Here is a 12,275-nt window from a genome sequence, read left to right on the forward strand (position 1 = left end):
CGCGGGGCACGCCCCCACTCAGCGCGCCGCGGCCGCCATTGGCCTTCGGCGCCGCCCAGGCGCAGCCCGGCGGCGCGAGCTTGCCCGCCCCCTCGGACATGGGCGCGAGCAGCGGCAGCCCGCCGGTCCTGTCGGTCACCGTCTCGTAGGCGATCGCGGTGACGCCGGATTCGAGCAGATCGCGGGTCTGATCGGGGTCGGGCGCGAGATGCAGATAGGTGAAGAGCAGCTGTCCCTCGCGCAGCCGGGCCCGCTCGACCGGCTGGGGCTCCTTGACCTTCACCACCATTTCCGCCCGCGCGAAGACCTCCTCGGCCGATCCCACGATCTCCGCGCCGATCGCCGCGTAGTCGGCGTCCGGGAATCCCGATCCCGCGCCCGCGCCCGCTTCCATCAGAACCGAATGGCCGTGCGCGACGGCTTCGCGGGCGGCGGCCGGCGTGATGCCGACGCGGTATTCCTGGTTCTTGATCTCCTTCGGGCAGCCGATGAGCATTCCTTCCTCCCTTCGTGTTCGTTGCCGGCGGTTCCGAGCATGGCGCCTGCGGCGCCCAGGTGGCTGCGAGCCTGCCGGCCTTTCGTCCAGGCTCCGGCACGATCCCACGACAAAGTCCCGGTTGGCGCAAGGATCTTCTGTCACCGGCTTTCGATTCGATCGACCCGGGGAACCTCCGTCTCGCCCGGGCCGACACGCGGATCTCCGGCCATGCCCCGGGTGAGGACGGCGGGGTGGCCGGGCCGCGAATCAGGAAGGGCCGCGCGTTGGCCCCGGGAGGGGCCGGGGCGCTGTCCTGCGCGGGGGGCAGGGGCCGACGCAGCGGGACGCGAGTATGGGGCCGGCCCATGAGCGAGCAAACAAAGCTGTGATGGCCCTCCGGAAATTGGGAGAAAGTTCCGAGCTTCGAGTTGCGCCGGGGAATTTTCTTGCTAAGTTGCCGTCGCCGCAAGACGGCGGCATGCACAGACTGGAGCGACTGAAATGAAGAGGATTCTCATGACGGTTGCGATCGCCGGGGCCGCGAGCCTTCCGGCGTTTGCTCAGGATGCCGCCACGATGGCTTGCGCGGATTACGCCGCCATGGACAACGCCGGCCAGATGGCGGCGATCGCCGAGCTCGAATCGGCGAACGCGGAGATGGCGTCCAGCCAGGAAATCACCTCCGAAGAGATCCATCAGAAGCTGACCGCCGACTGCACGGGCGATCTCACGCTGATGGACGTCTACAAGAGCTACTTCGAATAAGCCTCTCCTTCGATGAGAGCGATGCGAAGGGGCGCCAGCCCCTTCGCAACATTCGGGTCCGCTCCGACGACGCCCGGGCCGCGGCTCGCCGCCCGGAACGGAGGATCCGGCTTCGGTATGGTGTCGTCCGCCAGTTCCGGATCGGGATTGCCGCGGAAGCGCGGGCTCGTCTATCCTAGACCGCCATGCCCAGCGCTGCAGCCTCCCCGATGGCCGGAACCTATCTGATCGCCCCCGATCCCGACGGCGCGCGGCTCACGCGCATCGTGCGCGGGCTCGACCAGACCGGTGCCGAGCAGGACATCCGGGTCGTCGAGGAACGGCCGCTGACGATCTTCCTCAACGGGCAGGAGATCGTCACCGCCATGACCATCGGCGACCATCCCGCCTATCTGGCCGTGGGCTTCCTGCTCAACCAGGGCATGCTGCGGCCGGAGGACGTCATCCTCGGCGTCGACCATGACGAGGAGGTCGAGGCCGTCGTCGTCCGGACGGCGCGCCAGACCGATTACGAGGAGAAGCTCCGCAAGAAGACCCGCACCTCGGGATGCGCCGTTGGCACGGTCTTCGGCGACATGATGGCGGGGCTCGAGGGGCTGGTGCTGCCGGCCTCCCGCCTGCCGGTCTCGGATCTCTACGCGCTGGCCGCCGCGATCAACACGACCCCGAGCCTCTATCTCGCCGCCGGCGCGATCCATGGCACGGTGCTGTGCCAGGGACGGCGGCCCTTGGTCTACATGGAGGACGTCGGCCGGCACAACGCCGTGGACAAGATCGCGGGCTGGATGGCGCTCGAGCGGGTCGGCGCGACGGACAAGCTGCTCTACACAACCGGGCGGCTGACCTCCGAGATGGTCATCAAGACGGCGCGCATGGGCGTTCCGGCGCTCGCCAGCCGCTCGGGCTTCACCGCCTGGGGGGTCGAAATCGCGCGGCAGGTGGGCCTGACGCTGGTGGGGCGGATGCGCGGCCATCGCTTCGTCTGCCTCTCCGGGGCGGAGCGGCTGGTCTGGGACGTCGATCCCGCCACTATCCCCGACGAGCCGGCGCGGCATCGCCGCAAATCCGCGGGCGAAGTGCCATGATCGCCGGGGTGATCCTCGCGGGCGGCCTCTCGCAGCGCATGGGCGGCGGCGACAAATGCCTGCTGCCGGTCGGGGGCCGCCCGATCCTGGCGCATGTGATCGCGCGCCTCGCGCCCCAGGTCGGGATGCTGGCGCTGAACGCCAATGGCGCGCCGGCGCGCTTTGCGGAATTCGGCCTGCCGGTCCTGCCCGACAGCGTCGGGGATTTCCCCGGCCCGCTCGCCGGCGTGCTGGCCGGCATGGACTGGGCGGCCGAGGGGGAGGCGGAGCTGCTGGTGACCGCCGCGGCCGACACGCCGTTCTTTCCCGAGACTCTGGTGGCCGAGCTGCGCGCCGCGGCGCGCGCCGAAGGCCTGCCGCTGGCGATGGCGGTGACGCGGAACGCCTCCGGCGGAACGGACAGGCACCCGACCTTCGGCCTCTGGCCGGTGGCCCTTCGGGAGGAGCTGCGGGCCACGCTCGCGGCGGGCCAGCGCCGGGTCGTCGCCTTCACCGAGCCGCGCGGCTGCGCGAGGGCGGTCTTTCCCCAGGCCGTTCCCGATCCATTCTTCAACGTCAACGCGCCCGAGGATCTGGCCGCCGCCGATGCCTATCTCGCCGCCGCGACGCGATGAAGGTCTATGGCGTGACGGGCTGGAAGAACTCCGGCAAAACCACGCTCGTCGAGCGTCTGGTGACAGAGATCACCGGCCGCGGGCTGAGCGTCTCCACGATCAAGCACGCGCATCACGCCTTCGACGTGGACCAGCCGGGCAAGGACAGCCATCGCCATCGCCGGGCCGGCGCGAGCCAGGTGCTCGTCTCCTCGTCCAGCCGCTGGGCGCTGATGACCGAGAACCGCGGCCGGCCGGAGCCTGAGCTCGGTGCCCTGATCGGGCAGCTCGCGCCGGTCGATCTGGTGCTGGTCGAAGGGTTCAAGCGCGACCGGCACCCCAAGATCGAAGCGCGGCGCGCGGCGACGGCGCAGGACCTGATCGCGCGAGGCGATCCGACGATCGAGGCCGTCGCGACGGATGCGCCGATCGAGGGGCTGCCGGTCCCGGCTTTCGATCTCGACGACGTCCCCGGGATCGCCGATTTCATCCTCGGCCGGGTCGGGCTGCGGTGACCGCCGCCTTCGATTCGATCCTCGTCGTCGACTGGTCCGCGCCGGACCGGCGCCCGGCCGATCCCGTCCGGATCGGCCTCGCCGGGCAGGGTGAGGAGGCGCCGGACACCTTCCCGACGCGCGAGGCGGCCATGGGCTGGCTTGCCGCCCGTCTGGCGGCGGCGCATGCCGCGGGGCGGCGGGTGCTGGTCGGGTTCGACTTTCCCTTCGGCTGTGCCACCGGCCTCGCCGAGGCGCTGACGGGCGAGGCGAGCGCGCCGGCACTCTGGGAGCATCTGGCGGATCGGTCGCGCGACGGACCCGACGGGCTCGACCTGCCGGATCGGCCCGGGCGCCGGATCGTCGAGGCCCGGGTTCGCTCGGACCGGCCGGTCGAGACGGTCGTGAAGGCGGGCGCAGGCGGCGGGCAGGTTCTGGCCGGATTCTCGGTCCTCCGCGCGCTTCGGCGGGATCCGGCGCTGGCCGGGGCGATCGCGGTCTGGCCCTTCGAAACCGGTCTCGCATGCGGCGGGAAGCCGATCGTGCTGGCCGAGATCCGCCCGTCGCTGCTGCCGGCGGCGCCGGCCGAGGGCGCGATCCGGGGCGAGGACCGGGTCCGCGAGACCGCCCGCGCCCTCGCGGCGCTCGATCGGGAGGGCGCGCTCGCGCCGCTCTTTCTCGGGCCGCCCGATCTCGATGCCGTCGAGCGCGAGATTGTCGTCCGCGAGGAGGGCTGGATTCTCGGCGTCGGCCAGGAGGCGGCCCTGCGTGCCGCCGCGCGGCCGGCGGTGCCGCCGCTGCGCAACGATTGCTTTGCGATGCCGCCGGGGGTGGACTGGGTTCCTGTCGCGGCGGCGCTGGCGAAGCTGCGCGAGGGGTTGAGCCCGGTCGCGGAGCCCGAGACCCTGCCGCTCGGCGCGGCGGGCGGGCGGATCCTGGCCGATCCCGTGGTGGCGCGGCGGTCGCATCCGCCGGGGCCGAATGCCGCCGTGGACGGCTACGGCTTCGCCCATGCCGCGCTCGGCGGATCGCCGCATGTGCTGCCGCTCGCCGAGGGCCGGGCGGCGGCGGGCGTGCCCTATCCGGGCGAGGTGCCGGCGGGGCAGGCGATCCGCATCCTCACCGGCGCGCTGCTGCCGGTGGGCGTCGATACCGTGGTCCTGGAGGAGGATGTCGCCCGGGACGGCGGGGTGATCCGCTTCGCGCGCGGGCTCCGGCGCGGCGCCAATACGCGGGCGGGCGGCGAGGACGTCGAGGGCGGCTCGGAGATCCTGCCCGAAGGGCATCGCTTGCGGCCGCAGGATCTCGCCCTCGCCGCGGCCACGGGGCTGGGATCGCTTCCGGTGCGGCGGCGGCTCCGGGTCGCGGTCCTTTCGACGGGCGACGAGGTGGTGGCGCCGGGCGCGGCGGCGGCGGTCCATCAGGTGCATGACGCCAACCGGCCGATGCTGCTGGAGGTGCTGCGCCGCTGGGATTTCGAGGCGGTCGACCTCGGCCATGCGCGCGACGATCCCGAGGCCATGGCGGCGGCGCTCGACCGGGGCGCGGGGGCGGCCGACGCGCTCCTGACCTCGGGCGGCGCCTCGGCGGGCGACGAGGACCATGTGGCGGCGCTGCTCCGGAGCCGCGGGAGCCTCGAGACCTGGCGCATCGCGGTGAAGCCGGGCCGGCCGCTGGCGCTGGGGCTCTGGCAGGGGCGGCCGGTCTTCGGCCTGCCGGGCAATCCGGTCGCGGCCTTCACCTGCGCCCTGGTCTTCGCGCGGCCCGCGCTGCTGCGCCTTGCCGGCGCCCCCTGGCAGCGGCCGCGGGGCTTCACCGTGCCGGCGGGTTTCGAGAAGGACAAGAAGGCCGGGCGGGTGGAATATCTCCGCGCCCGGCTGACGGAGGGAGGGGCGGCGGAGGTCTTCCGCTCGGAGGGCTCGGGCCGGGTCTCGGGCCTCGTCTGGGCGGCGGGGCTGGTCGAGCTCGGCGACGAAGCCCGCCGGATCCGGCCCGGCGATCCGGTGCGCTACCTGCCGTTTTCCGAGTTCGGGCTCTGAGGCCCGGGGCCGGGACGGATCGGCGGCAAACGCCTGTCCCCATGGGGACAGAAAACATGTATCTGATGTTAAAGGAGTTTTGTGTTAACGCGATCTTGCCCGGGCTCGCCGCGGACGACATCGGGGTGAACTGATCGGCCAAGAAACATCCCGAACCGGCAAAGGCGAGGCATTGCCTCGCGCCGGTTCGTCGGCCGGAGCGCGCGAGCGCGGAGGCCGAGCGGGGTCGGAACTGCCACCTGCCAAATCCGCGAAGAGGAGGCGGCGCCGGAACGGGAGACGGGCGGCGATCCGTGTCAGTCGAAGGCGCCGCTCAGGCGTGCGAGCAGCATGAAGGCCCGGCCGGAGCGGGTATCGGCGATGGCGAGGATCTGGTCGTCCTCGGCGTCGGCGGCGAATTCGCCGAGCACGGCGTCGAAGCGGCGGTGAAAGAAGAGGGCCGTGTCGCGGAAGATCGGATCGGACTTCATCATGCGCCGCGCCGTCGCCAGCACCTCGGGGTCGCGGATCCCGCCCACGGCGGCGACCTCGGGGCCGCGGGCGCCGGCCATGAATCGCCGCCAGTCGCCGGCGGTCCCCGGCTCGACGGCCAGCTCGTCGGCGTAGATGCCTTCCTGCGCCAGGAGGCTCAGCACGTCCTCGGCGGCCTGGAGCATCTGCGCGAGGCTCGGGTGGCGGATCGCGATCTTGAGCGCCCGGAACCCGTCGTGGTCCTTGGCGTCGCGGGGGAAGTCCAGCGCGCGGATCAGCACGTCCCAGCCGGGCTTCGTATCGGGCTCGTTTCCGGTCAGGAGCGGCAGGCTCGGCTGGGCCGGCGGCTCGGGCGGTGTCGCGCGTGCCGTTGGCTCGGGTTGCGGTTCGGGCCGCGGCTCGGGCGCCGGGGCGGGCCGGGGCGAGGGCGCGGCCTCGGGCGTCGGGGCGGCGGGGGCCGGGGGGGCGGTGACGCGCTCGGCGATCTCGCGCAGCGCCTTGTCCGAGCGGGTCAGGGCGGCGGCGATCCGCAGGAGGTGGGATTCGACATCCGGGCCGCGGCTGACGCCGGCGATGCCGGCGCGGACCGCCTCCTGGAGATCCGCCCGGCTCGGGCCGGTGCCGGCCTGGAGGGCGGCGCGGGTGGCGGCGAGCTCCGCCATGAGCGGCGGTGTCACCTCCGCAAGCGCCGCGATCACCTCGCGCTGGCGTGCCAGTTCCTCGGCGAGCCAGGCGGCCAGCCAGACCAGGAGGAGCGGCAGGACCAGGGCCACGAGGAAGAACAGTCCGTCGACGAAGACCGTCCCGCGGTCGAGCACGCCGGCGCTCCGGGCGAAGAACCCGATCGCATAGCTGCAGACCACGGCGATCCAGACCGCGCTCGCGATCGCGGCCCAGCGGCGCGGCCCGGAGAGGTCGCGGAAACGGTCGAGCCAGCCCGCGCGATCCGGGGAGCGGAGCGGCATGGCCGCGCCCCTCACGCCGCGCGGGTCATACGAAGGCGACCGAGACGACCTCGTAGGACCGCGTGCCGCCCGGGGTGCGGACCTCGACGCTGTCGCCGGGCTCCTTGCCGATCAGCGCGCGGGCGAGCGGGGACTTCATGTTGAGAAGCCCCTCCTCGATGCTGGCCTCGGGCTCGCCGACGATCTGGTAGGTCCGCTCTTCCTCGGTGTCCTCGTCGAGGATGACCACGGTCGCGCCGAACTTGATCGGCCCGGACATGCGGGTCGGGTCGATGACCTCGCTTCGGCCGATCATGCCCTCGAGCTCGCGGATGCGGCCCTCGACGAAGCTCTGTCGCTCGCGCGCCGCATGGTATTCGGCGTTCTCGCTCAGGTCGCCGTGCTCGCGGGCCTCGGCGATCGCCTTGATGATGGCCGGGCGCTCGATGCTCTTGAGCTTCTTGAGCTCGGCATCGAGCCGAGCGAATCCCTTGGCGGTCAGCGGAACCTTTTCCATGCCTGTCCTCCGCACCGCAGTCATGTCGCGGTTGAAAAATGCCATCACGATCGCCGATGGTCGTGCCATGGCCCCGATCGCGGACCCAAACGTCCGGATCCCGGTCAACATAGGATTGCGGCCATGCGGCCGCAAGGCGCAGATTCGGCGCGAAAGCCGCGCAATTGTGCCCGGCGCATGCGGTTCCAAGCGCGACCGTCTCGCTACAAGACGAGGGCAGCGCCTGCACCGGGCGGAAGCGAAGCGCCCGCCTGGGGGCGGGGTGGTGACGCCCCATATTTCGATGGACAAGGTGGCGTTTGCAGACGTGATCGCCCTGCGGCCGCTCCGCCCGTGATTGACCTCCCGGCCCGGCTTGGCTAGGCGTCGGCGCGGTATGCCCGGAGGGCGGCGGAAAGGAAGAGCGATGGCCGAGAGCGCGCGCGAGTCCATGGAATACGATGTCGTCATCGTCGGCGCCGGACCGGCGGGTCTCTCGGCGGCGATCCGGCTCAAGCAGCTCGACCCCGAGCTCTCGGTGGTGGTGCTGGAGAAGGGCTCCGAGGTCGGCGCGCATATCCTCTCGGGCGCGGTGCTCGACCCCGCCGGGCTCGACCGGCTGCTCCCGGACTGGCGCGAGCGCGGCGCGCCGGTCACCGTGCCGGTCACCGACGACCGTTTCTACATGCTGGGGCAGGCGGGCGTCCTGCGCATCCCCGGCTGGCCGATGCCGCCCCTGATGAAGAACCACGGCAATTACATCGTCTCCATGGCCAATGTCTGCCGCTGGATGGCCGGCGAGGCGGAGGCCCTGGGTGTCGAGATCTTCCCCGGCATGGCGGCGAGCGCGCTGGTGCTCGGCGAGGACGGCGCGCTGCGCGGCGTGGTCGCGGGCGAGTTCGGGCTGAACCCCGACCGGACGCCGGGGCCGAATTACGAGCCGGGCATGGAGCTGCTCGGCAAATACGTGCTGCTCGCCGAGGGCGTGCGCGGCTCGCTCTCGAAGCAGGCCATCGCCCGGTTCGATCTCGCCGCAGGGCACGAGCCGCAGAAATACGGGCTCGGCATGAAGGAGATCTGGGAGGTCCGCCCGGAGGTCCATCACGAGGGGCGCGTGGTGCATACCATGGGCTGGCCGCTCGGTCGCAACGCCGGGGGCGGGTCCTTCATCTATCACCTGGAGAACAACCAGGTCTTCGTCGGCTTCGTGGTGCATCTCAACTACGCCAACCCGCATCTCTACCCCTACATGGAGTTCCAGCGGTTCAAGCATCATCCGATGGTCGCGGACCTCCTGCGGGGCGGCAAGCGCGTGGCCTATGGCGCGCGCGCGATCTCGGAGGGCGGCTGGCAGTCGATCCCGAAGCTGGTCTTCCCCGGCGGCGCGCTGCTCGGCTGCTCGGCGGGCTTCGTGAACGTGCCGCGCATCAAGGGCAACCACAACGCCATGCTCTCGGGCATCGCGGCCGCCGAGGCGGCGCAGGCGGCGATCGCCGCCGGGCGGTCGGGCGACGAGCTCACCGGATACGAGGAGGCGGTGCGGAGCGGGCCGATCGCGGCGGACCTCAGGCCCGTGCGCAACGTCAAGCCGATGTGGTCGCGCTGGGGCCTCCTGCCCTCGCTCGGGCTCGGCGGCTTCGACATGTGGTGGAACACGCTCTTCGGCGACCGCTCGCTCTTCGGCTCGATGCAGCATGGCAAGACCGATGCCGCGGCCACCGGGCTGGCGGCGGATTTCGCGCCGATCGACTACCCGAAGCCCGACGGGGTGCTGTCCTTCGACCGGCTGACCAATGTGGCCTTCTCCTTCACCAACCACGAGGAGAGCCAGCCGCCGCATCTGACGCTGAAGGATCCTTCGGTGCCGATCGAGGTGAACCTGCCGCGCTACGGCGAGCCGGCGCAGCGCTATTGCCCGGCCGGGGTCTACGAGGTGCTGCGCGACGAGGACGGCTCGAACCCGCAGTTCCGGATCAACTTCCAGAACTGCGTGCATTGCAAAACCTGCGACATCAAGGATCCGAGCCAGAACATCACCTGGGTCACGCCGCAGGGGGGCGACGGGCCGAACTACCCGAACATGTGAAGGCGGCGCGGGGGGTCCGGGCCGCGTCCCGCGATTGCAACGGCCGGGCGCGGGGAATAGGCTCGCGCGCGCTTCGGAACCGGGAGATGACTTCGTGCGACAATCGCTAGGCCGAATGCTGCGGGGCGCCTGCCTGGGCTTCCTGGTCCTCGCCGCCGCCCCGGGGGCGCGGGCGACGAGCCTGTCGGGGGCCTATCTCGCGGCGATGCAGGCGGATTTCCGCAACGATTACGTGGCCTCGGCGGAATATCTCGACCGGGCGCTGGCGATCGATCCGCAGAATATCGCGTTGATGCAGAACAGCATCGTCGCCCATGTCGCGGCCGGGGACGTCGCGGGGGCGACCGGGATCGCCGACGGGCTCGCCGAGGCGATGCCCGGCAACCAGATCGCGGTCGTGGTGCAGGTCTCCGATGCCATCGCCAAGGAGGATTTCGCCGCGGCGCGGGATCTCCTCGACGAGGCGGGCCCCTCGGTGCCGCCGCTGCTCGCGGGGCTGCTCTCCGGCTGGGTCGAGGTGGGGATGGGGGATTTCTCCGCCGCCCAGGAGCGCTTCGACCTCCTGAAGGGCAATGCCGCGCTCGAGGCCTACGGCCAGTATCACAAGGCGCTCGCCCTCGCGCTCGCGGGCGATTTCCTCTCCGCGGCGACGATCCTCGCGAACGGGGAGGACGGCCCGCTGCATGTCAATCTCGGCGCGCTGGTCGCCCATGCGCAGGTGCTGGTGCAGATCGACCGCGACACCGAGGCGCTGGAGATCCTCGACGAGGCGCTCGCGGGCGGCATCCCGAACGCGGTGCTGCTCGACCTGCGGGACCGGATCGCGGCCGGCGAGAACGTGGCCTTCACCCGGGTGACCAATGCGCGCTCCGGGTCGGCCGAGGCGCTGCTCACGCTGGCCGACGCGCTCAGCGCCAGCGAATCGGAGCGCATCGGGCTGATGCATGCGCAGCTCGCGGCCCATGTGGATCCCGGCGCGGTCGAGGCGCGGCTGCTCGCGGCCGATATCCTCGAGCGCGAGGAGCAGTTCGACCTCGCGTCCCAGGCGCTGGCCGGCGTGCCGCAGGAATCGCCCTGGTACATGACCGCCGAGATCCGCCGCGCCAGCACCCAGAATGCGGCGGGCGATACCGAGGGCGGCATCGCCACGCTGACCGACCTGGCGGCCGCCTATCCCGAGCAGATCGAGGTCCAGTCGGCGCTGGGCGATGCCCTGCGCGTCGCCGAGCGCTACGGCGAGGCGGCGGCGGCCTATGACGCGGCGATCGCGCTCGTGCCCGATCCGCAGCCGGTGCATTGGGTGCTCTACTACACCCGCGGCATCTCCAACGAGCGCGCGGGGAACTGGCCGGCGGCGGAGGCCGATTTCCGCGAGGCGCTGGTGCTCTCGCCCGACCAGCCGATGGTGCTGAACTATCTCGGCTATTCCCTCGTCGAGCAGGGCCGGGACCTCGACGAGGCGCTCGACATGATCGAGCGCGCCGTCGCGGGCCAGCCCGACGACGGCTACATCACCGATTCGCTCGGCTGGGTGCTCTATCGCATGGGCCGCTTCGAGGAGGCGGTGCCGCACATGCTGCGCGCCGTCGAGCTCACCCCCGACGACCCGATCATCAACGATCATCTCGGCGACGTGCTCTGGAAGGTGGGGCGCACCCGCGAGGCGGAGTTCCAGTGGCGCCGGGCGCTCTCCTTCGGGCCGGCGCCGGATCTCGACATGGACCGGGTCCGGCGCAAGCTCGAGGTCGGGCTCGACCAGGTGCTTTCCGAAGCGGACCCCGGCACCGACGGCTGAGCGCCGCATGCCCCGCCGCGAGCGCGAATTCGCCCCGGCGAAGGTAAACCTGACGCTGCATGTCACCGGGCGGCGGCCGGACGGCTATCACCTGCTCGACAGCCTGGTCGTCTTTCCCGCGGTGGGCGACCGGCTGGAGGCCACCGAGGCGCGGGATCTGGCGCTGGAGATCGACGGACCCTTCGCGGGGGCGCTGGATCCGGCTTCGAACCTGGTGCTCGCGGCGGCGCGGCTGCTCCGGCCCGCGGGGCGCGGCGCCGCGATCCGGCTGACGAAGGCGCTGCCCGTCGCCGGCGGCATCGGCGGGGGATCCTCGGATGCGGCGGCGGCGCTGCGGCTGCTGGCGCGGCTCTGGTCGGTGCCGCTGCCGCCGGCGGAGGCGCTCTTGGCTCTGGGCGCGGATCTGCCGGTCTGCCTGGCGGCGCGGCCGATGCGCATGGCGGGAATCGGCGAGGTGCTCGCGCCGGTGGGGATGCCGCGCTTCTGGCTGGTGCTGGCCAATCCCGGCGTGCCGCTGGCGACGGGCGCGGTCTTCGGGGCGCTCGCGCAGCGCGCGGGGTCGCCGATGCCGCCTGTGGACGCCTTCGACGGGTTCGACCGGCTCTGCGCCTTCCTGCACGGGCAGCGCAACGATCTCGAGCCGCCCGCCGTCGCGCTCGCGCCCGCGGTGGCGGAGGTGCTGGCGGCGCTGGCGGGGGCACCGGGCTGCCGGCTGGCGCGGATGTCGGGCTCGGGGGCGACCTGCTTCGGTATCTTTCCCGACGAGGGAACGGCGCGCGCGGCGGCGGATGCGCTCGGTGGCGCGACGCCCGCCTGGTGGGTGGCGGCCGCGCCGGTCGGCTGACCGGGCGAGGCAAATCGGTGCGTATCCCCGGACGGCGGCGCCTTGGAGTGGCCGCGACATCGCGCGTGAATTGCCCGGAGACGGTGTTCCATGCGCGTTCGATCTCAGCGGTGCGCATTGCGGCAGCGTGTCCCGCCCGTGCGCCAGCACGGGCAGCGCCCGCCCGCCCCCCAGGCGGGCGCTTC

At 72.1% G+C, this 12,275-nt stretch carries 12 protein-coding genes; 9 read left to right on the forward strand and 3 right to left on the reverse strand.

Going from position 1 to position 12,275, the window contains the following annotated elements:
* A partial coding sequence (locus V7050_RS11935) for an alanine dehydrogenase (protein ID WP_442885690.1) occupies nt 1–496 on the reverse strand: 496 nt, incomplete at its 3' end.
* Between the two features lie 483 nt (nt 497–979).
* Between V7050_RS11935 and V7050_RS11940 the strand changes: the two genes are divergently transcribed.
* From V7050_RS11940 to V7050_RS11960, 5 genes are all read left to right on the forward strand, one after another.
* Nucleotides 980–1,243 carry a hypothetical protein gene (locus V7050_RS11940; protein WP_324410577.1) on the forward strand — a complete coding sequence of 88 codons (264 nt, stop codon included), beginning with the start codon at nt 980–982 and terminating at the stop codon, nt 1,241–1,243.
* Between the two features lie 209 nt (nt 1,244–1,452).
* The gene (locus V7050_RS11945) at nt 1,453–2,328 is read left to right on the forward strand and encodes a formate dehydrogenase accessory sulfurtransferase FdhD (RefSeq protein WP_324368398.1); all 876 of its coding nucleotides are present in this window, start codon (nt 1,453–1,455) and stop codon (nt 2,326–2,328) included.
* On the forward strand, nt 2,325–2,942 hold the full coding sequence (mobA, locus tag V7050_RS11950; protein ID WP_324368400.1) for a molybdenum cofactor guanylyltransferase MobA: 618 nt from the start codon (nt 2,325–2,327) through the stop codon (nt 2,940–2,942). Before V7050_RS11945 ends, mobA begins: the two co-directional genes overlap by 4 nt.
* Nucleotides 2,939–3,436, forward strand: coding sequence for a molybdopterin-guanine dinucleotide biosynthesis protein B (mobB, locus tag V7050_RS11955; protein WP_324368403.1), 498 nt, complete (start codon nt 2,939–2,941; stop codon nt 3,434–3,436). The genes mobA and mobB overlap by 4 nt, the downstream gene beginning before the upstream one ends.
* Nucleotides 3,433–5,454: a molybdopterin-binding protein gene (locus tag V7050_RS11960; RefSeq protein WP_324368405.1), complete on the forward strand. Its 2,022-nt coding sequence runs from the start codon at nt 3,433–3,435 to the stop codon at nt 5,452–5,454. Before mobB ends, V7050_RS11960 begins: the two co-directional genes overlap by 4 nt.
* Before the next feature lie 296 nt (nt 5,455–5,750).
* On the opposite strand, the gene V7050_RS11965 is transcribed toward V7050_RS11960, so the two are convergent.
* Both V7050_RS11965 and greA read right to left on the reverse strand, forming a co-directional pair.
* Entirely contained in the window at nt 5,751–6,890 is a 1,140-nt protein-coding gene (locus tag V7050_RS11965) for a hypothetical protein (protein WP_324368407.1), read from the reverse strand.
* Between the two features lie 25 nt (nt 6,891–6,915).
* Nucleotides 6,916–7,386, reverse strand: a complete 471-nt coding sequence (gene greA / locus V7050_RS11970; RefSeq protein ID WP_324368409.1) for a transcription elongation factor GreA — start codon at nt 7,384–7,386, stop codon at nt 6,916–6,918.
* Between greA and V7050_RS11975 the strand changes: the two genes are divergently transcribed.
* From V7050_RS11975 to V7050_RS11990, 4 genes are all read left to right on the forward strand, one after another.
* Nucleotides 7,385–7,723, forward strand: coding sequence for a hypothetical protein (locus V7050_RS11975; RefSeq protein ID WP_324368411.1), 339 nt, complete (start codon nt 7,385–7,387; stop codon nt 7,721–7,723). The genes greA and V7050_RS11975 overlap by 2 nt on opposite strands.
* A 69-nt stretch (nt 7,724–7,792) precedes the next feature.
* Nucleotides 7,793–9,451 carry an electron transfer flavoprotein-ubiquinone oxidoreductase gene (locus V7050_RS11980; protein WP_324374508.1) on the forward strand — a complete coding sequence of 553 codons (1,659 nt, stop codon included), beginning with the start codon at nt 7,793–7,795 and terminating at the stop codon, nt 9,449–9,451.
* A gap of 94 nt (nt 9,452–9,545) precedes the next feature.
* Complete coding sequence (locus V7050_RS11985) at nt 9,546–11,246, forward strand: tetratricopeptide repeat protein (RefSeq protein ID WP_324370278.1); 1,701 nt, start codon at nt 9,546–9,548, stop codon at nt 11,244–11,246.
* A 7-nt stretch (nt 11,247–11,253) separates the two neighbouring features.
* Complete coding sequence (locus V7050_RS11990) at nt 11,254–12,090, forward strand: 4-(cytidine 5'-diphospho)-2-C-methyl-D-erythritol kinase (RefSeq protein ID WP_324370280.1); 837 nt, start codon at nt 11,254–11,256, stop codon at nt 12,088–12,090.
* The last annotated feature ends 185 nt before the right edge of the window (nt 12,091–12,275 follow it).

This window comes from Amaricoccus sp., assembly GCF_036846665.1.
In the GTDB taxonomy this organism is placed as follows: Bacteria; Pseudomonadota; Alphaproteobacteria; order Rhodobacterales; family Rhodobacteraceae; genus Amaricoccus.

Excerpts from the sequence above, each read along its gene's own strand:
- V7050_RS11940 (WP_324410577.1), top strand. The coding sequence starts at position 980 with ATGAAGAGGATTCTCATGACGGTTGCGATCGCCGGGGCCGCGAGCCTT.
- V7050_RS11980 (WP_324374508.1), top strand. The coding sequence starts at position 7,793 with ATGGCCGAGAGCGCGCGCGAGTCCATGGAATACGATGTCGTCATCGTC.
- mobA (WP_324368400.1), top strand. The coding sequence starts at position 2,325 with ATGATCGCCGGGGTGATCCTCGCGGGCGGCCTCTCGCAGCGCATGGGC.
- greA (WP_324368409.1), bottom strand. The coding sequence starts at position 7,386 with ATGGAAAAGGTTCCGCTGACCGCCAAGGGATTCGCTCGGCTCGATGCC.
- V7050_RS11975 (WP_324368411.1), top strand. The coding sequence starts at position 7,385 with ATGCCTGTCCTCCGCACCGCAGTCATGTCGCGGTTGAAAAATGCCATC.
- V7050_RS11965 (WP_324368407.1), bottom strand. The coding sequence starts at position 6,890 with ATGCCGCTCCGCTCCCCGGATCGCGCGGGCTGGCTCGACCGTTTCCGC.
- V7050_RS11945 (WP_324368398.1), top strand. The coding sequence starts at position 1,453 with ATGGCCGGAACCTATCTGATCGCCCCCGATCCCGACGGCGCGCGGCTC.
- V7050_RS11990 (WP_324370280.1), top strand. The coding sequence starts at position 11,254 with ATGCCCCGCCGCGAGCGCGAATTCGCCCCGGCGAAGGTAAACCTGACG.
- mobB (WP_324368403.1), top strand. The coding sequence starts at position 2,939 with ATGAAGGTCTATGGCGTGACGGGCTGGAAGAACTCCGGCAAAACCACG.